At 44.0% G+C, this 23,049-nt stretch carries 14 protein-coding genes, 1 tRNA gene and 1 pseudogene; 11 read left to right on the top strand and 5 right to left on the bottom strand.

The window, feature by feature from the left end; translation table 11 throughout:
* Nucleotides 1-297: 297 nt before the first annotated feature.
* Nucleotides 298-528, top strand: a complete 231-nt coding sequence (locus K6V26_RS15550; protein ID WP_229102479.1) for an HU family DNA-binding protein — start codon at nucleotides 298-300, stop codon at nucleotides 526-528.
* A gap of 242 nt (nucleotides 529-770) precedes the next feature.
* Here K6V26_RS15550 and K6V26_RS15555 read toward each other — a convergent pair whose 3' ends face one another.
* Nucleotides 771-1,448 (bottom strand): hypothetical protein, encoded by a 678-nt coding sequence (locus tag K6V26_RS15555; RefSeq protein WP_224263227.1) that lies wholly within the window; start codon nucleotides 1,446-1,448, stop codon nucleotides 771-773.
* The gene (locus tag K6V26_RS15560) at nucleotides 1,414-1,971 is read right to left on the bottom strand and encodes a glycosyl hydrolase (RefSeq protein ID WP_224263228.1); all 558 of its coding nucleotides are present in this window, start codon (nucleotides 1,969-1,971) and stop codon (nucleotides 1,414-1,416) included. The genes K6V26_RS15555 and K6V26_RS15560 overlap by 35 nt, the downstream gene beginning before the upstream one ends.
* Before the next feature lie 200 nt (nucleotides 1,972-2,171).
* On the opposite strand from K6V26_RS15560, the gene K6V26_RS15565 reads away from it, so the two are divergent.
* The 10 genes and pseudogenes from K6V26_RS15565 (at nucleotide 2,172) to K6V26_RS15615 (ending at nucleotide 14,591) form a co-directional block, all read left to right on the top strand.
* On the top strand, nucleotides 2,172-3,818 hold the full coding sequence (locus K6V26_RS15565) for an alpha-L-rhamnosidase-related protein (protein ID WP_224263229.1): 1,647 nt from the start codon (nucleotides 2,172-2,174) through the stop codon (nucleotides 3,816-3,818).
* Between the two features lie 195 nt (nucleotides 3,819-4,013).
* Complete coding sequence (locus K6V26_RS15570; protein ID WP_224263230.1) at nucleotides 4,014-5,063, top strand: SMP-30/gluconolactonase/LRE family protein; 1,050 nt, start codon at nucleotides 4,014-4,016, stop codon at nucleotides 5,061-5,063.
* Nucleotides 5,064-5,084: 21 nt separating this feature from the next.
* Nucleotides 5,085-5,468: a Lin0368 family putative glycerol transporter subunit gene (locus tag K6V26_RS15575; RefSeq protein WP_007657549.1), complete on the top strand. Its 384-nt coding sequence runs from the start codon at nucleotides 5,085-5,087 to the stop codon at nucleotides 5,466-5,468.
* Nucleotides 5,465-5,944 (top strand): Lin0368 family putative glycerol transporter subunit, encoded by a 480-nt coding sequence (locus K6V26_RS15580; RefSeq protein WP_007657547.1) that lies wholly within the window; start codon nucleotides 5,465-5,467, stop codon nucleotides 5,942-5,944. The genes K6V26_RS15575 and K6V26_RS15580 overlap by 4 nt, the downstream gene beginning before the upstream one ends.
* A gap of 16 nt (nucleotides 5,945-5,960) precedes the next feature.
* Nucleotides 5,961-7,484, top strand: a complete 1,524-nt coding sequence (gene xylB / locus K6V26_RS15585) for a xylulokinase (RefSeq protein WP_010802357.1) — start codon at nucleotides 5,961-5,963, stop codon at nucleotides 7,482-7,484.
* Between the two features lie 20 nt (nucleotides 7,485-7,504).
* The gene (locus tag K6V26_RS15590) at nucleotides 7,505-8,539 is read left to right on the top strand and encodes a zinc-dependent alcohol dehydrogenase (protein ID WP_087880785.1); all 1,035 of its coding nucleotides are present in this window, start codon (nucleotides 7,505-7,507) and stop codon (nucleotides 8,537-8,539) included.
* A 12-nt stretch (nucleotides 8,540-8,551) separates the two neighbouring features.
* Nucleotides 8,552-9,247 (top strand): deoxyribose-phosphate aldolase, encoded by a 696-nt coding sequence (gene deoC, locus K6V26_RS15595; protein ID WP_224263232.1) that lies wholly within the window; start codon nucleotides 8,552-8,554, stop codon nucleotides 9,245-9,247.
* 157 nt (nucleotides 9,248-9,404) lie between these two features.
* Nucleotides 9,405-11,894: pseudogene (locus tag K6V26_RS15600) on the top strand (HzsA-related protein).
* Entirely contained in the window at nucleotides 11,894-13,696 is a 1,803-nt protein-coding gene (locus K6V26_RS15610) for a c-type cytochrome (RefSeq protein ID WP_317197490.1), read from the top strand. Before K6V26_RS15600 ends, K6V26_RS15610 begins: the two are co-directional and overlap by 1 nt.
* 13 nt (nucleotides 13,697-13,709) lie before the next feature.
* On the top strand, nucleotides 13,710-14,591 hold the full coding sequence (locus K6V26_RS15615; protein WP_224263236.1) for a beta-propeller domain-containing protein: 882 nt from the start codon (nucleotides 13,710-13,712) through the stop codon (nucleotides 14,589-14,591).
* A gap of 47 nt (nucleotides 14,592-14,638) precedes the next feature.
* Here K6V26_RS15615 and K6V26_RS15620 read toward each other — a convergent pair.
* From K6V26_RS15620 to K6V26_RS15630, 3 genes are all read right to left on the bottom strand, one after another.
* Nucleotides 14,639-14,712: transfer RNA gene (locus K6V26_RS15620), tRNA-Arg, on the bottom strand.
* Nucleotides 14,713-14,779: 67 nt separating this feature from the next.
* Nucleotides 14,780-17,131 (bottom strand): translocation and assembly module lipoprotein TamL, encoded by a 2,352-nt coding sequence (gene tamL, locus K6V26_RS15625; protein ID WP_224263237.1) that lies wholly within the window; start codon nucleotides 17,129-17,131, stop codon nucleotides 14,780-14,782.
* A gap of 169 nt (nucleotides 17,132-17,300) precedes the next feature.
* The gene (locus K6V26_RS15630) at nucleotides 17,301-23,006 is read right to left on the bottom strand and encodes a T9SS type A sorting domain-containing protein (protein ID WP_224263238.1); all 5,706 of its coding nucleotides are present in this window, start codon (nucleotides 23,004-23,006) and stop codon (nucleotides 17,301-17,303) included.
* Between the last annotated feature and the right edge of the window lie 43 nt (nucleotides 23,007-23,049).

Raw genomic sequence — 23,049 nt, forward strand, 5'->3', positions numbered from 1 at the left:
TATCGAATACGCTGTATTTCCGGTAATACGGTAGTTAATCCACTGATTGAGGGCGAAGAACAGAAAGTGAACAATTTATATTAACTAATATCAGAGAACAAAAAGAAGTAAACCATACTCCTGAAAACGGAGTATTTATACCGATTTAAAGGATATTATGCTGAAAAGTTATACCCTGCTTCTACCGCAGAACTACGTCTCCGGCCAAGTATCCCGAACACTTGTTCTAAAAACGATTTAAACCTGTAGTATATGAATAAAAGTAAATTGATCGGACAAATAGCCGCAGACACCGGCATGACGAGAGCAGCGATAAAGGCGGTACTCAACTCCTTCATTGACAATACCACCGAAGCCCTGCAAGAGGGAGATACGGTCGTATTCCAGGGATTCGGCACCTTCCTGCCCTGGGAGCAAACCGAACGCCCCGCCCGGAATCCACAAACCGGAGAGCCGGTGATGATCAAGCCGCGTACCTCCGTCAAGTTCCGCGCCGGCTCAGACCTGATAAAGGCGCTGAACAAATAATTTTGCACATTCCGGTAGTTACAGCGTTCCGGGACTGAATTTCCATAAACTGGAAGAAGCCGGTCCCGTCCCCTGCGAACAGAATATCTCCGACCGTCTGGTGTTAGACGATATACGTCATAATGCAGTGATCGTAGCCTGGTCTGCCTATAATGCAGCAATGAGGGATGAGAGAATGCCAAGAAAATAAAAGAGAAACATTTTTCAGTTGACAAAAAGACATTATCCGTTTATTCCTGATGTTACATTAATTTAACGGGGCCCAGCATACCTGTCGGTGCCCATTTCTGATGATGGGTCCATGCCTGCCCTATTTTGTTTTCAGGCGTACCCTTCAGATAATTACCGACAGTTGTCGTGATCTTTATCTGCAATGATTTGACCGGTGCCTTAGCTAAATGTTCCGGCAGTTGATACACAAGGTTTTCATACCATTTGCATCCCAGTTTTTCCCCATTCAGGGTTACTTCCGAAACGCCATATACTTTCCCTAAATCCAGGTAATTGAATCCGGCTGCATTATCGACCGTCTTTTCATAATACAGGTCGCCGGAAAACGATTGTGTTTCCGGGTTTGCAGAGAAGTCCACCAACGTATCCAGCTCACGTTTGGCCGACTCGCCATTGACATGCGCCATTCTGACCGTCCATCCGTTCAGTTCGAGCGGAGACGAACTCTGAAGCGGCAAAGCCGGAATGGAGATCTTCGCGCCTTTCGTTTCCTCAAAAACAATCAGTTTGGATGCGGCCGGCCCCAGGTCGATCTGTAAAGTGGAACCGGAAGAGACCGGATAAGGTGTCCGTTCGCCTGTTTCCGGATTCCATAACCAAGGTGTTCTGCCATTCGCCTCAAATGTTGCCTGTATCCGTATTTCATCCTCCGGATTACAATTCGTAATAAAATGGTTCTTTACCGACAAAGATCAGTTTACCTCCGGCTTTAACGAATTCAACCAGTGTTTCTGCTGTCGTCGGCATCATCGACTCAACTTCCAGCAGCATCAATGTATTATATTTCCCGTTATTGAAAACAAGATTGCCTTTCTTGAAACTGCTTTGCTGAATGATATTCTCACTTATATAGTCACAACTATTTCCGTTCTGATGGATTGCTTCCCACACATGATATTGATAAGACGGATAATGCAGGCTGGGGAACGGATCACGCTGTGGTCCGTGTATCGTCCACATATCAGCCAGCGGATGCATCACGGCAATATCAGCAAAGAAATCGGATTCCTGAAGGACAGTCGACACCCGGCTTTTATAGGTCGCCCACAAATTGAAATAAGGCCACCAGCTATTCCGTTCGTTCAGAAATGCGCCGTACATGATCCAACCGGGGAACGGCACTTCCAGCGGACTATAATTAAAACCGTGCAGGATCGAATGGGTCACACCGGAAAGGTTACTCTGGTCGCCCGTCATCTTTATTTTCTCCACTGTCAATAAACCGGCATCCTTGCATAAAAGGAATTCCCAACACGAAAAAGATAAAATAATTCAACCCTTACTATTGTGTCATTTTTGTAACATTTAATATCAATAATACAACATACATCCACCCGGTAAATAGTAATTTTATCAACTATTTATAAGAAAGAATACTTTTGATAAAACACTTATTCATATTTTATAGAAACATGAAAACGACCTTAAAAACACTTATATTAAACTGTTTACTTGCCAGTTGTTTTATAACAGTCCACGGACAAGATTTTTATGCCAGCCAGCGGGCATCCTGGTTACAAAAAGCAAAAGAAAGCATTCCTCAACTGACCGTTACAGAAAAAAAGCCGGTCGGTTTAGTACATATAATAAAAGATGAAAATGCTTTCCAGCAATACAAAGCAGAGCAAACAGCACCTATAAATACACTCTACGATAACTCTTTTAAAGAGACAAAAGCCGTCATTGTCGATTTCGGAGAGCACATAACAGGTAGTTTCAGTTTCAGCACGGAGTTACTAAAAGCCGAGGCAGACGCACCGGCACGCTTCAAACTGACATTCGGAGAAGTTCCTTCTGAACTGGTAACACCTTTCGATCCTTATCAGGGAGGACTCAGCCGTGCGTGGTTACAAGATGAAATAGTCACCATGATGACAATGCCGTCAACGATCACCATTCCACGCCGTGTATCCTTCAGATATGTAAAAATAGAACTTATCGCGACTCCTCCCGGATATGACTTCTGTATTTCCGGAATGAAATGCGACGCTGTTACTTCTGCCGTCAATACGCCCGGAGAATTATCGGCTGCCACGCCACAGATATTTAAAGACATAGACCGGGTTAGTTTAAATACTCTGAAAGAATGTATGCAAACCGTTTACGAAGACGGTCCCAAAAGGGATCAGCGTCTGTGGTTGGGCGACTTATATCTGGAAGCATTGGCTAACAACTATTCCTTCAAACAATACAATCTGACCAAACGCTGCCTCTACCTGCTGGCCGGACTAAGCGAGCATAACGGAAAACTAAACGCAACTGTTTTTGAAACCCAGGAGCCCAAGCCCCAGGCAAAACAACATTTATATGATTATTCTTTCCTGTTTGGCGTTACCCTCAAAGACTATTTGCAGGAAACGGGAGACAGAGAGACGGCTGAGGATCTTTGGCCCGTTGTAAAAAAACAATTGGAATCAGCTTACCAATACCTACAGGATGACGGAACAATGAATTACGAACGGGCATCCCGTGAATGGTGGATATTCTTCGACTGGAAAGACGGATTACATAGAGAAGTAGCTTTTCATGGCGTTACTGTTTTTGCTTTCAAAGAGACCTATGAACTGGCAAAATTACTGAACAAAGAAAATGAGGTCACCCAACTTCCGGGACTCATCAAAAAGATGAAAAAAGCTGCCCGAAAGCATTTCTACAATCCAAAAACGGGTTTATTCACAGGCAAATTGAATGATCAGGTTTCTTATGCTTCCCAAATATGGATGATACTGGGAGAAATACCTACACAAAAAGAAGCCCAACGATCTTTAAAAGCCTTGAAAACAACAGAGAATGTCTGCACTCCGGGAGCACCTTACCTGTTCCATTATTACATTGAAGCCCTGATCAAAAGCGGAATGCCGCAAGAAGCCCGAAATGAAGTAGCAGAATACTGGGGAGGAATGATCCACAAAGGTGCTGATACATTCTGGGAAGTTTATGATCCTAAAAATGAGTTTTTATCTCCATACAACTTTTTCCCGGTCAATAGCTATTGCCATGCCTGGAGTTGTACACCGACGTATTTCATCCGGAAATATCCGGAAATATTTCAGGAATAAGTTCAAATACACGTTGAAAAAGTTCATCTAGATTTATTCCGGCATATAAAAGCCTCATACAATCAGGCTACTAAAGATCAACACCTTACAACAACACAAATCATTCACTGACCGAATATTGAAAGCTTTTGACCGATAGATGAAACTCTTTCAGGGCAGAATTATATTTCTTTGCCTATGAAAAATCTATATATCATGAAGAACGTGTTTTTAATATCAGTTTTATTATCTGCATTCCTGGGAGCTTGTACACCGGCAATGCAAAAAAGTGAACTATTCATGGAATTGCCGGATGATTGTCCGACACCCGACGGAATGGCAATTGCCCCAAATGGCGACCTGATCCTGGCTTGTCCGAACTTTGCCGATTTGTCGAAACCAGCCTGCCTGATGCGGATTACTAAAGACGGGAAAATCAGCAAATGGATGAATGTACCCATATTAGAAGAAACAGGTTGGGCTGCTCCCATGGGAATCACCTTCGATGATGAAGGAAACTTATTTATTTGTGACAACCAGGGATGGAGCGGAGCTGAAAAGGCCAGGAACAAAGGCCGAATCTTATGCTTAAAATTAGATGGCTACGAACTGAAAGAAGTTATCGAAGTAGCCACCGGTATGGAACACCCCAACGGCATCCGCTTCAGAAATGGGAAATTATATGTAACACAAAGCTCCCTCTCCTCCATCCAGGATCCGTCCGGACTACTGGTAAGCGGAGTCTATTGCTTCGACAAGAACGATAAGAATATAAAAGTAACCAATACAAAAGCAGATAAGAACCTGCTCACAACCGTCATTACGAAAAACAAAGCAGTTCAGTACGGACTTGACGGAATCGTATTCGATAAAGAAGACAATTTATATGTAGGAAATTTTGGAGACGGCACCATTCACCGAATAACCATGGATCCCAATGGCAACGTTATCGGAAATGAGATATGGGCACAAGACCCGTCACAACTACGCACCACCGACGGAATGTGCATGGATGACGACGGAAATATCTGGGTAGCCGACTTTTCTGAAAATGCAGTGGCCCGTATAGACAAGAACGGCCGCATTCAGTGTATCGCCCAAAGTCCGGATTGCGACGGTAGCGACGGTGGTCTGGACCAGCCAGGAGAACCGATCGTCTGGAACGGCCAGGTGATTGTATCCTGCTTCGACATCGTGACAGGTCCCGACAAAGTAAATACCAAACACGACAAGCCTTTTACACTAGCTAAATTACAATTGAACTAACAGATCATAAACCTAAATATCATGAAACACTACTTATCTACATTTGCCGGTTCGGCAATATGCGGAGGATTTGCTTTCGGCATCTGGCCGGAACTTTGGAAAACATACGGTTTAATGGGAGGATGGCTGGCTGCTACCCTTATTATCGGGATCATGTGGTACATGAACCATTATAACGGAGCCATATTAAATCCGGAAGGAAAAATATGGCTGGATCAGGGATGGTGTATCGGCTCTGCCGGCATAGCCTGGGGAATCGTTCGTTTCCAGGGTGATTTCACTCAGTTTTTCCTGGCTGCCCCCACTTTGTTTTGTTGTCTGATCGGAGGTGCTTTAGCCGGAATAACCATCTGGATGATGCGTTCATGCGGTAATCGCCTGTCAAAAGAGGAGGATGCAGTATGAGCGAATGGTTACAAACTTACAATGAATTGTTCGGCATGTACAATGCCGGTATCATAACCAGTATATTCGGTTCTTTCGCCGTCACTTTTACAGTTATATTCTGCTGGCCCAAACTGGTGAAAGATTTTGGAGCAAAAGGAGGATTTATTGCGGCCGCCTTAATTATAGGAACATTCTGGCTGGTGAATCACAAATTGCCCGGTTTCGGTTTCTCCACCGGTTTAGCTACCGATGTAAACGGATTACCCATGCAATTCAGCCTCATCCATCAGGGAGCCCGCGGAAGTGCTCCCTGGGTGGATATGGGCTGGGCCATCGCTATGGGATTTGTCGTATGTGATACACTCTGTGCTCCCAGAGGGACACGTTTGGGATTATTGAAAGAGGCATTTCCACGTTGGGCCGTCATTATTGCCGGGGGGATAGCAGGAGGCATCCTGGTCGGACTGACCGGATATACGAATGCTGCATTATAAATAAAATTCAAAGACCATGGCAAAATACGTCATTGCACACGATTTAGGAACAAGTGGCAACAAAGCCACTTTATTCAATGAAGAAGGCATGCTGGTTGCATCCCGTGTCGCCTCCTACCAGACTGTTTATGCCGCCGGTAACCGCGCGGAACAGGATCCGTCCGACTGGTGGAAAGCCATAACAGAAACAACAAATGCATTACTTCAACTCGTATCACCCGAAGAGATCGCCGGAGTTGCCCTGAGCGGCCAGATGATGGGATGCTTATGTATCGATAAAAAAGGGAATCCGCTTTCTCCACACCTGCTGTACTGCGACCAGCGTTCACAGGAGGAAGAAGCTTTCCTGTATGAAAAAATGGACCCGCTTCATTTCTATGAAATAACAGGACACCGTATCAGTGCTTCCTATTCAATAGAAAAATTAATGTGGATACGAAAACATATGCCGGAAGTTTTTGCAAAAACGTACAAAATGCTTAATGCAAAAGACTACATCAATTTCCGCCTTTGCGGTACGATCGCCACCGACCCGTCAGATGCTTCCGGAACAAACGCCTACGACCTGAACAGATGGTCATGGAGCGAAGAGATCATAGAAGCAGCAGGACTGGATATCTCCCTCTTCCCGGAAGTCCGTTCTTCTATTGATGTTATAGGAGAAGTAACGGAGGAAGCAGCCAAAGCCACCGGACTCCGTAAAGGTACACCGGTTATCTGCGGAGGAGGCGACGGCAGTTGTGCCGGAGTCGGCGTAGGTTGTGTAGCCCCGGGAACATCCTACAATTATCTGGGCTCCTCCTCATGGGTTGCCCTGACAGTAGAAAAGCCGGTTGTAGACGAACAACGCCGTACCATGAACTGGGCGCATGTCGTACCGGGCATGCTGCATCCGTCGGGAACTATGCAGACGGCAGGCGCTTCCTATAACTGGATGGTGCAGCAACTCTGCCTGTTTGAACAGGAAGAAGCCAGAATCAGGAAAGGGAATGTGTACGAACTGATTGACGAACAGATACGGAAATCTCCGGTAGGCTCCAACAAACTATTGTTCCTGCCTTACCTGATGGGCGAACGTTCTCCCCGCTGGAACGTAAATGCCAAAGGCGCTTTTATCGGACTGACGGTAGGACACACGCATGGCGATATGCTTCGTTCCGTCATGGAAGGCATCACCCTGAACCTGGGACTTATCGTCAATATATTCCGCAACCACGTCCCCGTAGAAAATATGACGGTAATAGGAGGCTGTGCTAAAAATCCGATCTGGCAGCAGATGATGGCCGATATTTATCAGACTGAAATAAAAATCCCGAACTATCTGGAAGAAGCGACCTCCATGGGCGCCGCCATCCTGGCAGGAATCGGAGCCGGCTTATTCAAAGATTTCAGTGTAACCGACCGGTTTATCCATATCGACAAAAAGATCAGCCCTATCCCCGCCAATGTAGAGAAATACAAAGAATTAATAGCTGTTTTCGACCGGACGTACGAGCATTTGAAAGATGTTTATACAGACCTGTCGGATTTAAATCTATAAGAATGAATATGAAAGGAAAAATGAAAAGCGTAATCGCAACAGCTCCCGGCGTAGTAGAAATCCGGGAAATAGATATGCCTGTTATCACTCCGTACCAGGCCCTCGTAAAAACAGAAATGGTCGCTTTGTGCAATGCCACCGACAGCAAATTGATAGCCGGACATTTTCCGGGGGCAGATCAGTTCCCGATGGCTTTAGGCCATGAAAATGTTGGCATTGTAATAGAAGTCGGAAGTAAAGTTCGAAATTTCAAGGTAGGCGACAGGGTAATCGGCGGATTGAATGCCTCCTTTACGACACCGGGGCTGAACAGTGCCTGGGGCGGTTTCTGTGAATATGTCGTAGTAAACGATTTCGAAGTTTTGCAGGAAGAAGGCCTTGCCACTCCGGAACAAGGCTGCTGGGACAGCTTCGAAATACAGAATGCAATACCAGCCGATATACAGCCGGAAGAAGCGGTCATTGCCTGTACCTGGCGTGAAATAGTGGGTGCATTCAAAGACTTCCGCCTGGAACCGGGAAAGAAAGTGATGGTATTCGGTGCCGGTCCTGTCGGGTTGAGTTTTGTGAAACTCGGCAAACTATTCGGTCTCGGACAAGTGGATATTGTCGACATGCTACCTGCCAAACTGGAACTAGCCAGACAAATGGGTGCTGATAATGGCTATACGCCGGCTGAGATTGCGACACCCGAATTTATCGCTGCCGCAAATCGTTCATACGATACGGTCATCGACGCTGTCGGCCTGCCTTCCATCGTTCATTCGGCCCTACCCCTTATAAAAATGGCCGGAGATATTTGTGTATATGGCGTAATGACAAAGAATCCGACGATCGACCTGGACCAGGCTCCTTACAATTTCAACCTGTTCATCCACCGCTGGCCGACCCGTTCGGAAGAGAAACGAGCAATGATAGCGCTGACCGAATGGATACGCGAAGGCCGGCTGTCCGCATCCGACTTCATCTCCCACCGCTTTAAAATAGAACAAATCAACGAGGCCCTGGAAGCCGTAAAACGTAACGAAGTTATAAAAACAGTTTTGACATTCTAAACATCATTTATCATGAACGAAATAATAGCGAACTTATCAGTAAAACAATTGGCAGGAATGATCGACCATACTTTCCTGAAACCTTTCGGCACAGCAGAAAACATTGAGAAACTATGTGACGAAGCACGCAAATACGAATTCGCCATGGTTGCCATCAATCCGGCGGAAGTAGAAACCTGCGTCAAACTGCTGGAAGGTTCGCCCGTCCGTGTCGGTGCAGCCATCGGCTTTCCGTTAGGACAGACCACGACCGAATGCAAGGCTTTCGAAACACGCGACGCCATCGCTAAAGGCGCGACGGAAATAGATACAGTAATAAATGTACGCGCATTACAAAAAGGCCGCCTGGATATTGTAAAGAAAGAAATCGAAGAGATGGTTGCTATCTGTAGACCGACGGGCGTTATCTGCAAAGTGATTCTGGAAACCTGCTATCTGTCGGATGCCGAAAAGGAAACAGTCTGCCGGATAGCCAAAGAGGCTGGAGTTGACTTTGTTAAGACCTCGACTGGTTTTGGAACAGCCGGTGCGACTGTAGAAGATGTAGCCCTGATGCGCCGTGTAGTTGGTCCGGAAATCGGAGTAAAAGCGGCTGGCGGTATCCGCGACCTCGATACTGCTTTAGCCATGATCAAGGCAGGAGCAACCCGCATCGGCACATCCAGTGGAGTTACTATTGTGGAGGCTTATAAAAGTGCTATTAAGTAAAAATCCCCTTTGCAATGGGGATAATTCCCCATTGCAAAGGGGATTATTCCCCACGCTAGTGGGACTTTTTCCCCACAAAGAAAAAATAAGTGGGGAAAAATGACTTCCGTTTGCCAATTCCGGCAAACCAATAACAACAAAGAAGGGAGTAATATATATGAATAACTTACACAAAATAGGATTAGGACTTATGCTCCTCATTCTGGCAGCTTGCCAGAACAAGGAAAAAGTATATAAGGACCACTATCCCGCCGACAAACAGGAATTTATAACAGACATACAAGACCGGTTTAATAAAATAAAGGCAACCGAAGGTCTTGTTTCAAAAGACAGTACTGCCACCCTGATCCGGGAGGCACATCTGCATTTCTATCACCACTATCCGGTTTACTACGACTGGTGGCTACAGGATGGAAGCGATGTAAAATGGTTTGACAAAACATTGCCCGAACAAATTTCAGAGCGTTTGCAAAAATTACAGCAGGAAACCAAAGTAACCAACACGCCGGAAAGCATAACACAGGCTTTATCCGCCTATCTGGATGCCTGTAAAGCAAGAAGGGAACAGCGACTGGCATCCTTTATAAAAAACACTCCCGAAGTCGTGTTTACCAAATTCCGCACACTTCGCCCTTCCTTTTTCGCTTATACGGAAGGTCTGTCGGATGCCCGCGCAGAATGCAACTTCTTTGCTGGTGGCGAGCTGGCTTATTTCAAAATGGACGGGATCTGGGCAAAGGAAGAAACTTTATTAAAAGATACAGCCGGTGTCTTCCGGGATCCGGATGTTCATTTCGACGGTAAACATATTCTCTTTGCCTGGAAGAAATCACAAAAGGAGGATGATTTTCATCTCTATGAAATGGAGATGCCGTCGCGGAAACTGAAACAAATCACTTCAGGTCTGGGATTTGCCGACATAGAGCCGATCTATCTGCCCGACGAAAACATTCTGTTCAATTCGACCCGCAACGGAAGTGCAGTGGATTGCTGGACTGTCGAAGTCAGCAACCTCTATCTCTGCGACCGTGAAGGACGTTATATGCGCCAGGTTGGTTTCGACCAGGTACATACATCAAACCCGACACTGCTCGATGACGGACGGGTGGTCTATACCCGCTGGGAATACAATGACCGTGGCCAGGTATTCATGCAACCGCTCTGCCAGATGAACCCGGACGGTACCGGACAAGCGGAATACTATGGCGGGAACAGTTTTTTCCCAACCACACTCACCCACACCCGACAAATCCCCGGAACACGGAAAGTGATGGCGACAATCCTGGGACATCACACTCCCCAGCATGGCAAACTATGTATTATCGACCCGGAAGCCGGACGTGACGAGAATGAAGGCGTCATGCTGGTTGCTCCGCTCCGGAAACCGGAAGCCGTAAAAATCGACGCCTACGGGCAGTTCGCCGACCAGTTCCAGCATCCTTACCCATTGAATGAAAAGGAGTTTTTAATATCCTATACCCCATTAGGTTACCATGTAGGTCATCCGATGGAATTCGGTATTTACTGGATGACACCGTCCGGTGAATGGGAACTGCTGGTTTCAGACGCCAGCATATCTTGCAACCAACCGGTCTTGTTGTCCGAACGTGAACGTCCTTTCCAGCGCGTAGACAATGTGGACTATACAAAAGATGAAGGTGTCTATTATATGCAAAATATCTACGAAGGCAACGGCTTGAAAGGTGTTCAGCCCGGAACGATCAAAAAACTGAGAATTGTAGAACCCATCTACCGGGTAGCCAGTATCGGTGCTGCTTTCGGTTTTGATGCGGGTGGTGCCGGACATGCCTTCTCTCCGGTAGGTGTCGGCAACGCCAGCTGGGATGTAAAACGGATATTGGGAACTGTCGATGTAAATCCCGACGGTTCGGCTTTCTTTAAAGTTCCTTGCCGTACTCCGCTTTATTTTCAGGCATTAGACGAAAACAACCGGGTTGTGCAAACCATGCGCAGCTGGTCGACGCTGCAACCGGGAGAAACGCAGAGTTGCGTAGGCTGCCATGAACATAAAAACACCGTTCCGATAGCCTCGCATCCGGTATCTATGGCGATGAACACCGGTATCCAAAAGATCGAGCCGGAAGGTATCGGCGACCGCTGTTTCAGTTATATCAAAGAAGTGCAACCCATCTAGGACGCTCATTGCATTTCCTGCCACGACGGAGTAAAAAGCAAGCTAAGCCTGAAAGGTGAATTAAAGGTAGTAGACCAGCAGACGAAGCGTAAATTCTCAGATTCTTACCTGAACCTGACTCATGCCCGTCAAATGACCAGAGATAACGACTCCTGGCAGGGAGACGCCCATCATCCGGAAGTGAACTGGATCAGCAATTTATCCGAGCCGACTTTACTTGCCCCTTATTTTGCAGGTTCCAATACAAGTAATCTGATCAAGCGACTTGAAAACGGGCATGGCGGCTGCAAACTGAGCAAAGAAGAAATGGAAACGATCGCTTTATGGATCGACCTGTGTGTTCCGTTCATCGGCGATTACCGGGAAGCGAATAACTGGACACAGGAAGAAAAAGAGTATTATACTTATTATGAGAAGAAACGGGAAACATCCCGTGCTGCGGAAAAAGAAAATATCCGCCAGTATCTTCAATCGTTAAAAGCAAAGAAGTAATGATCATGAAAATAAACTGGACCTATATAGCCTGTCTCTCCCTGACCATCCTGACCGGATGCAGCGGAGATGATATTTTTGCTCCGGACCATATCTGGAGTGCCGGAAAGCAAGGCGGACTCCTGGTGACAAACCGGGATAAAAAAGAAATACGCCTCATCGACGCCAATTTCAATAAAACCGGGACAAAAGCGGTACTGCCTGCACCAGTAAACGATCTGGCGGAAACACCCGACCAACATATCTGGGTGGTGTGTGACGGTGCAGACGGTTCCCTGTGCGAATTGAACGGAAAAGATTTGTCCGTCATATCGGATACCCGATTGGGACATACGCCCTCCGCCCTGTTATTCAATAAACAAACCGCATCCTTGTGGACTACGCAACGTTTCAATAATGAACTTTGGGAAGTCTCTCCGAAAACAAAAGAAGTACTGAACCGAATTCCCGTTGGACGTGAACCGGTAGACCTCATCTCATTTGCAAACGACAGCATGCTGCTGGTAGCCAATAACCTGCCGGAAATGTCGTCGCTTGCTTATCCGGTTGCCTGTCAGTTGGATATTGTGGATGTGAACCACAAAAAGGTAGTGAAACGATTACAACTCCCGAACGGTTCGACTGATGTAAAAACCCTGGCTACAGACAGTAAAGGCGACTATGCATATGCCGTCCATTTGCTGGCACGCTACCAACTCCCGACCAATCAGGTGGACCGGGGATGGATGAGTACCAACGTTTTATCTATCATCAACCTGCATTCACAGGAAGTGGAAAACACTGTTCTGCTGGATACTCCCCAGAAAGGAGCCTCAAATCCCTGGAATGTCGTTGTTTCACCGGACGACAGCAAAATATGGGTGGCAATTTCCGGTACCCACGAACTGGCCTGTATAGACAGAGCGATGCTGCATAACCGTCTGGCACAGGTAAAAGAAGGGGGAAAAGCAACTCCCTCGACAAAAGATTATGCACATATCCGGGATGACGCCGGCTTCTTATACGGTATCCGCGATTTTTACAAAACACAGGGGAAAGGTCCCCGGGCCTTACACGTCACTTCGGATAAAGTATATACGGCAAATTACTACACCGGTGAACTTGTAGCCTTCAATCAGAGTGGAAAAGAGATGACTTCTTCTTCATTGGGTACTCCTCTCGCTTCCACTCAAACAGGCAAAGGCGACATGTATTTCCATGACGCATCGATCGGTTTCCAGGGATGGCAGAGTTGCGCCAGTTGTCATCCGAATGATGCCCGGATGGACGGACTGAACTGGGACTTGCTGAATGATGGAATGGGGAATCCTAAGAACACCAAGACGTTAGTCCTCTCCCATCAGACACCGCCCTGTATGGTCACCGGAATCCGTAAAGATGCAGAGACCGCAGTTGTTTCGGGAATCAAATATATTTTATTCTCAGCTTCAACCGAAGAAGTAGCTCCGGCTATCGATGCCTATCTGAAATCGTTATCCCCGGTTCCCAGTCCCCGACTGGTGAACGGCAACCTGTCGGAAGCGGCAAAGAGAGGCAAAGCTCATTTTGAGAAAGATTGTTCTTCCTGCCATTCCGGAACTTACTACACAGATATGAAACAATATAAAGTGAGCTGGACCAACGGACCGGACGAGCATGTCAAAATGGATGTTCCCGCACTGAACGAAGTATGGAGAACAGCCCCCTATTTATACGACGGACGTGCTTACACAATGCAGGAAATGCTGAAAATACATGCTCCGGCAGAAGCATTATCTGAAAACGAACTGAATGACCTGGCAGAATACGTATTATCTTTATAATCAATAAAAGATCATGAGAACCATTATTTATACACTCATTCTTTCTTGTATCTGTTGCCTGGCAACCGTGGCCCAGTGCGGGAATTTTGTTGGAGCAGACTATTCGCAAGGGATAGTGTTCATTATGGAAAACAACTGGATCGTCTGGCAGCATAAAGCTCCGGAATCGAATGACATCTGGGTATTACCCAACGGTAACCTGTTATTTTCAACCGGCAAAGGGGTACTGGAAATCACCCGTCAGAACGATACCATTTTTCATTATACTTCCGAAAGTCCGATCTTTGCCTGCCAGCGGTTGAAGAATGGAAATACGTTTATCGGAGAATGTAATGCCGGACGTCTGCTGGAAGTATCTCCCGAAGGGAATATCGTCAGTGATATATGCATTTTACCGGAAGGCGTTTCAGACGGGACATTTGCTTTTATGCGCAATGCCCGGAAACTGGATAACGGACATTATCTGGTTGCTCATTACGGCGATGAATGTGTTAAAGAATATGACCAGGCAGGTAAAGTTGTCTGGCAGGTACAGATACCCGGTGGCCCTCATTCCGTAATCCGGCTGCCGGATGGACACACATTGGTCGCTGTTGCTGATAAGACACAAAACCCCCGCATCGTGGAGCTAGACAAACAAGGTAAAACCGTTTGGGAAATATCCAACAAGGATATTCCCGGTAAACCGTTGAAGTTTCTGGGAGGCATGCAATATTTCCTGGACGGGCGTCTGTTGTTTACCAACTGGGTAGGACATGTCAACCCAGAACAACGGAACCATCTGTTTCTGGTAGACAGGGAGAAAAATATTCTTTGTACAGTAGAGAACCGGGAAGGAATACAAACCATGTCATCTGTATTCAGCCTCGATGAGAACGGGAAATCGTACCATTAACACCAAAACAGGCGGTCATCAATCACTGATAACCGCCTGTTTTTATGTGATCGGGCTGGGATTCGAACCCAGGACCCACAGCTTAGAAGGCTGTTGCTCTATCCAGCTGAGCTACCTGACCATCCTTATTTGCGGTGCAAAGGTAGCATTAATATTTATATTTGCAAACAGGAAAGTCTTTTTTTTCATCAGAAGGGATATCCTACTGCAAAATGCCAGGCAAAATTATTCTTTAAATTGGGATTCAGAATAGCCCACCGATCTTTTCCACGTACCTGTGGATTATAAGCTTTCATACCTGTATCAAAACGGATCAGGAAGAAATCGAAATCCAGACGCAATCCCAAACCATAAGATACGGCTATTTCTTTATAAAAACGGGAGAAATCGAAGTTGCCATCTTTATGATCCTTATCCGGCTTCATCATCCAGACATTTCCTGCATCGACATAAGCCGCCAGTTCAAATTTCCAGAACATCTTGGTCCGGTATTCCAGATTCAAGTCCAAACGGATATCCCCGACCTGGTCGGCAAACGATGTAACAGAGTCTGCCAGCATTCCTCCCGGTCCCAATGACCGGACAGACCATCCGCGGACGCTGTTCGCCCCACCGGAAAAATAACGCCGCTCAAAAGGCAGCATCTTCGCATTTCCATAAGGATAACCGACACCTACTCCCACATGAAATGCGATCTTATTACGGCTATCCAATACATAACTTTTACTGAAATCAACATCCCCCTTTACAAACTGTGAGTAGTTAATTCCAAACAGATTATACAATCCGTCTTTATCTTTCTTTGCATTCGTTATCTTGGAAAACGCATACAACAGATTTCCGGCCATCTCAAAGGATACACGCAAAGAATGTGTATTCCTCAAACGGTTCTGAGGATTATAATTCGTAAATGAATAGGTATAACCGGAACCAACAACAAACTGGTCCGTAAAATTATATATCCGGGTAGAGTTTGGCAAACTCTCTTCAAAATCATGATCGATCTTCGGCAAATGCACATAATCGATATCCAGCAATTTAAAAACATGCCGTGCTTGTGTATTCGAGCGTTCCTGCCAGATATAACTCCATCCGCCGGAAAGGATCGCACGTCTGTACTCCGGACGTGTCTGAATACCGTAACTGACCTTCAACTCCGTAGAAGCACGCACCCTTCGTTTGAAACTTTCATTGACAAAGGGAAACAGAAAACGGGGAAACAAAACAGACACTTCCGCTCCAACTTCCCAATAACTGCCGCCCGCCGAACTCTTGGATAAAGCCTCATAGGCTCCACGCACTTTCGTTGATAAAATCTCCGAGCCTCTGAACAGATTCCTGTGTTGGTAACTCACACTGGAAGCAAAACCGAAATCACCAGCCGAGTTCGTTCCTTCCAGGTCAACACCAAAACCTTGTAACTTTGCCGGAGAAGTCAGGATGGTACAATTCAACATCATCGTGTCGCGTTCTTCCACTTCCGTAAAACGTATATTTACATTCCTCAATGCGCGGAGAGCGGCAAACGAAGAGTAAGTTTGTTCAACAGCCCGTTCGTTAAATAACCTGCCGGGAGTTATATAAGTACTTCTACGTAAAACATTTGGGCGGATAGTTCTACCATTCTCTCCGTAGAGAATCTGTAAATCTCCTGCTTTCACCGTATCGGCAGAAGCAAACGATAAGTCACTCTGCGTCTGATTCAGCGGATCATAATCTGTCACAATCGTTACATCTTTGATGTAATATTGGCGATGCAGGGTATCGACAACAGAACCGTCCGGCTTTAATTTACGGTAAGGTTTAAGAACCATATCCAAATCCACAATATTCCTATTGTAGGAACTATCTGCCAGATAAGCCAGGTAATCACGGTTAAATGCATAATATCCTCTTCTACGGAGCAATGTCGTGATGCGTTGCCGCTCCTTATCCAGTATATCCCTGTCAAACAGGGAACTGTCTTTCACCAAAGAGGTATAGTCTTCCGGATATACCCGAAAAGCCGAAGAGGCAGCCGAACGCTTGGGGGCTTTCAAATGGGCAATACTGTCAATCTTCGAATCATCCAGTTCCATCGTATAATTATGTATCCGGTAAGGCTCATTCGAATTAATCTTATAAATGACAACCGCCTTCTTCTGCCGCGAAGTATCTATCTCGGCCGAGACCTCCGCATTCACGTATCCTTTATTGATAAAGAACCGCCTCAACTCATCCGTCGATTGCTCTACCAATGTAGTATCCAGAATGACAGGCGGCTCCCCGATCCGGCGAAGCTGCTTACTGAGCCAACGTTTTTCATTCCGGCCCGACCAGTCATAAACAAAAAGTTGCCATTTCATCAATCCGAACACTTTAAAGTTCGGTTGCTGTCTAAGATATGGCTTCAGCTCATTTGTTTTATAAGATTTATTATCGGAGACAATCTCTACTTTATCCAGCAGATATTCACCGTCACCGACATATTTCGTCGTACTACAGGCGGCCAGCATCCAAACAAGGCATATGAAATATAGTATATGGAGGATTCCCTTCATTATTCGAGCTTTTACGCACGCAAATGTAGCTGAAATTATTCAGAAAGGCAACTAGTCGATACAAGATACAATAAAGGGAATGCCTTTTTGAATAAAAAAATGGCGGCCATTAATAATATGACCGCCATTCAGTTACAAATATCTATGAAGATTTATATTGTATCCACAATTACTTAACCTCCATTTTTTCCGAACATACCTGTGTTACACTTTCAGCTTTAACGATATAAATACCGGGAGCCAAGTCTTTGACATAGACCGTCTGCATATTCAGATTATCCAAATAGCGCAAACGCTGTCCGGAGACGCTATAGACGGAGATCCGGGTAAGCGGATCAACCGATGAAACCACAATCTGACCGTTTCCATTGGCATAACATACAATCTCGTTGCGAGCGATCACCTCGTTCGACGTAGCGATCGAGCCATTCAGGAAGTAGCGTCCGGAAGTATTGCCGGAGACAGTCAGGGTCAAACCGTCAGTCACCGGATAAACCTTGCCACTCTGCTTGTCTACTAATGTAACATTCTGCATATCTCCCGACAGCTTGAAACTCAGTTCTACCGGAGAAGCATCTTTACCATAGATACCGACCGGAATATCTTTCAGTTCCGGCGTCACGTTGATAGCCGTCATCTGATTACCGGCAAGTGTATACACTTGCGGAGCGGCGACTTCCTCATTGATCAGCAAGGCTGCATCTTCACCTTCTATATAGCTGTCTGATGCTGTAACAAGACCTGCCACAAGCGCAGTGTTATGTACACCACCACGGCTGGCAGTGATACGCAATTGAGGCAATGTCTTTTCTGATGCCGCAGCAGTAGCGGAACGCAAGCCGACTTTCTTTCCTGAAGTGGGGGCCTTGGCTATCATAGCAGTAGTAAATACAACTTTATTATCCAAATCATTTTTAATAAATGATTGAAGAGGAGCTACATAGTTTGGATCGTAATCACTATCTGTAGATAACTCATACTTTTCACCTGCGATATTTGTAATCGTGGTATTGCCATCCAAAATATAATAGGTATCATTACTCCGAGGATTGATATCGAAAAACTCTTTCATATCTAAATGCGACATAAACGGATTTCCTACCATACCAGTTGTATTAGTTTCCAAAGAAGTAACCTCTCCTTCTCCTTTCTCATTCGGACTAAAATAGAAACGACCATTACCCTGTCGATTCTTTGTAATTAGAGTCTTACTGTCTTCGCTGCCCCCTGCACCGTTATAATAACTATACTTTGTATCTGCTTTGGGCAGACGGAATAACACTTTATCATCTGTTGTTGTCTTTGTCCCGATAGAAAATCCGATTCCCGGAGCAAACGATACATCCACATCATTATACAAATTTGACCAATTGGCTGATACTCCATATTGAGCTACATTGTTCGGATAAATAACATTCACAGAACTATTATTCCAACCACGCATATAAACAGCTGGAGTCCAACGGGTATAATCTATATTGTTATAATAAATCTCTCCAAACGCCGGAGTCTCTTGCCGTGCATATTTACCGATATTGCTCTCTTCTGTCGGCAAATACATATCTCCCGAAACAACACCTTTCAAAGGTGAAGCAAGCATATACCAACGGTTCGGATCCATTTCGTAGTCTACATGAGCTTTGTTGTAGGTCAGGTATTCCGTATGCAGGATTTCCGACTCGGGTTTGATATAGATTTCGTCGCAAGTGTTGCCGTAGAAGCGGACACAGGCGTAAGAATGTTCTCCCAATGGATTGAAAAGTTTTCCGTTTAATTCCACTTCAAACTCAGGATCAGCCAACAAGTCATATTCGATGTTCTTGGTGGCGGTACCGATAGTTGCATCCATGTTTGCCGGAGCCATATCCAACAAGACAGTCGGATCTGTTCCCCGTTTACTCAATTTGTACAAATGTGGATAGGCGGCATAAGCATTGCCATCAATAGCATAATTGCCATCCTTGTCTTTTGCTTTACCATAAATTGTCACTTTTGTGAAACGCATCGGGGTGTAGGCTTCCGGATGTGTGCCATTGGCCTCGGCTCCTATATTCTTGCCTGACATATAAAGTTCTGCATTTTTAGAACGCCTCCAATGGTTCAGATCGTCGTTGTTCCAGTTGTGCATTTTCTCTTTACTACCTACCCAAGTCACGTATTCAGGTACAATTTTAAGGGTGAGTTTGAAAGAACCAGAATGAAGTGTCCCCACAGTTGCATCTTCTCTATCACAAACTCCATACGGAATTTCAACCATATACCAAAATCCTTCACGCATTTTGGAAACATGATCCAAACTAAATTTAATCTCAAAATAATTTTGAGACCAAGTTGCTTTTTCCCAATCCTCATCTACAATTTTAGACAAAGTTGCAATAGATTTACCTTTTTCTGATTTTGCCTGTTTGTCTGATGTTTCACGCAAAATTATATCCACATTCTCCTTATCTGCATAAAACATCTCATTTTCTTGCGATTTTCGAGCATGAATAGGAATACGCAATGTACCACCCTTAGCCATATCCTGAATCTGAATCAGACCCACACGCACAGAACGAACATGCGAACCGGTCTCCGGATCTTTATCCGGTTGAGGATTATCCGGATCTTCCGGATCAGTCGGATCAGGTTCTGGAACATCAGGGTCACCTGGTGTAATAGTCGGAGGTGTTCCACCTAAAGGAATTACAACTGGATCTGTACAAAACAGTTTCCCTTTTTCCAGCGATATGTCATCTTCTTGATACTGAGAAGCACAAGAAATAACAGTTTGATATTTTTGAATCGTCTGATATTCAAAAGAAGAAGCTCCAAAAACCAATCGTCCTGTTGGTCCTTCTTCTGTTGATACTTCTGCTTTATTATAAACTTTAAATTTTTCCGTTAATAATTTTTTAATTTCTGTACTTTTATCACTACTAGGAATATTCATCTCAATTAAAGCATCTCTAATTGAATATGAAGCTCCATCCCCTAATGTAATAGCATCAGAAGCTGTAAATTCATCTAAGTCACCTATAAACCAATCAAATTTCGGATTTTCAATAGGTTTAAATTCTGTTGAAGCCTGACTCTCTTTATAACTAAGTTGTCCCTTCAATGTATAAACATTTCCTTTTCGAATATTTTCTAATTCTATAGAACTATTCTTTCCATCCAAAATGTCATAAATTTTATCAGCAACAATCAGGACAAACGGATCACCAACCAAAATACAAGGAGAAGAAACATTATCTGTCTCAGTTGGAGGGTCTATAGATAATCTGGCCTTGTAATATTGATTGGGAACAAGTTCACCTTCTTTAATCTCAATTGGAGCAGAAGACACCAATCCTTCATCAGTTACTCCTGTACCAGTCCATACCATATATTCCGGTTTGGTAGAGACATAAGAAGTACGATAAATTTCACCTTCTCCATCTCCTGAATAATCTATTTTAACTAACTCACCAATATTCCCTTTTTCATCAGATTTATAAAGTGAATAATACATTTTTTTAAATGTAGAAAGGACCTCTGTTTTATTGCTCTGTTTATTTATCCATTCTTTAAAAGGATGCTTCTCCGGCAAATTATTAACTTCTTCTTCAGTTACAGGATATTGTGGAAGTCGATTTAATAACCCCAAATTTGCAAGTGTCACATTATAGTCCGTAACGAACCTTACGCTTTTTATTTCCGTATCACACAAATTCCCTGCTTGAACAAGCCTTACCTGCGGCTTCGTTTTAAAGATACGAATGTCGTCAATAGCATAATCGGCACCATCAGTGTGGGGTTCATTATTCTGGACAGCAAGATGAAAGTTCGTATATTCATCCAAATTTTCTGTAACTACAAACGAATAGCAGAGTTGCTGCCATTTTACGAGATTAAGGTTAACATATTTACCATTTTCTCCTTTATTTTGATAATCAGTCAACCCATCACACGAAGTGAACCGATGAAGTACCTTTTCCGTTCCGTCTGCTCTAACTCCCTTAAAAAACAAATTGATATTAGGAGCCAAAGGCAAATCCCTCCTTGCTTCTTGTTTATCATCTACATAACTCGGTCGCGTCATATCTGCCACCCAAGCAGTTACTGTCAATTCTGTATTCTGACAAATTTTATCTACAGGAACCTCTACCAATGTTCCTGCATCGTTACTGGCATCAATATAATAAAAATAACCAAATTCCGTAGGTAAACCTTTTTCATTATTATCTCTAGAAACTTCAGCAGTACGATCATACAATACCCTATTACTAACATCTGGCAATTTAGCATAATTTGTATTAGTAGCAGGCCATAAATAAAGTCTCTTCCAGTCAATTTTCTGAAAAGATCCTTCGATAACAGAACTCAAATCCAACCCAACGGATACACCTGGTTTATTGGCACTCCTAAACAGTCCATATACATTCTGGTTACTTGTGCTAGACAAATGAGTACCCTTAGGATCATATATTCTTGTATAATCCAATGTATAAGCATTTTTATTCAAAAATCCATAAGTTGTCCAATTATCTGCAAATGCACCAAATGGCTTGGCAGACATGTTATCTCCCTTTTGGGGATCCTTGTTTATTACATTATTATTGTCAAAATCAACATGACCAATCATACTGTATTTCCCTGTATTTTTCCTTGGCCATCTCTCTGACATATCTTTCAATGTTTGATCATCCAGCATAAAACCTGAATTTGTCTTCGGTTTAAAGATGAATTTAGCTACCTCTTTCGTGTTGCCATTGTTTTCATCAGTATCTTCATTTGATTTTTGGTCATCTGTTTCATTTTCTTCTATTTCAGCATCCGAAACTAATACAGTTATAACAATAGGCTTGCTCTCTTGATATACACTTTTTTTTACGATTCTTTGAACCTGTTGAAAAGGAATCCTCCTATTTCTACGTGTTGATAATCGGAAAGCCAGTAAAGCGTCATCATCTTCATATTTATATAAGAATTTTTTACCTTGAACAAACTTACCGTTAACATGCCAAAAATAATTATCAGGCGCATAAGGCATCGTGAAATTTATAGTTTGAAGTTCTTCCTTCTTCGAATACGGATAATCATATTCAAATTTAAACTCCTCAGGAATAGCATCCTGAATTTTATCCCGAATTTCTTTTGCATTATGAAGTTGGAAGACGTATCGTTTAGTCAATGTTGGCTCAGTGTATTCAGCAGCAATATCACTATCACTCCTTGCTTCCCACTTGCCATCCAAGTAGAAACTTACGTCACAATAAATTTTCACATTTTGAAAATCCGTCTCCTGACATGTAAACTCAATCGTAGATACATCCATACCGTATCCACCTAATCCGGAAGTATTATTTCCCTTCCAAATATTATCTCTAATCCTTTTTGACCAAACTAATCCACCGTTTTGTTCTTTCACAAAATAATCTTGGGTTACATGAGATATTTTTTCACTAGCAACCCCTGACCAGTCTCCACCTTGTAACGTAGCGATAGATCTATCTATTGTTACTTGTTTATGTTTTAACTGAACATTATGATTTGTTATTGGCTTACCATTTTTATCTACCACATACCAATGCACAAACCAATTATATCGTTCATCATCCCCACCACGTATATTATTTCTTAACTCAGGAATAAACAATTCTCGCTCTTTACCTGACACAACATAAACCACTTTTTCTTCATGGAACACACTATCATGCCCTATATGCATAAATGAACCATCGTCTAATTCCACTTGACTATTACAGTCCAATAAAGTAATCTTTGGTCTTTTAGACTCTTCTGTCACCGGACCCGTCTGCCCCCACACAGCCATTCCCCCCGTCATCAACAAGGTAAACGACAAAAACAGCATCCGAAGCCACCTGTCATATTTTATTTTATTTCGTTTCATCGTATTCTAATTTAGTTATAACATCAGTTATTTTTATCTTTCG

The organism is Parabacteroides goldsteinii, from assembly GCF_020091425.1.
GTDB lineage: Bacteria > Bacteroidota > Bacteroidia > Bacteroidales > Tannerellaceae > Parabacteroides > Parabacteroides goldsteinii.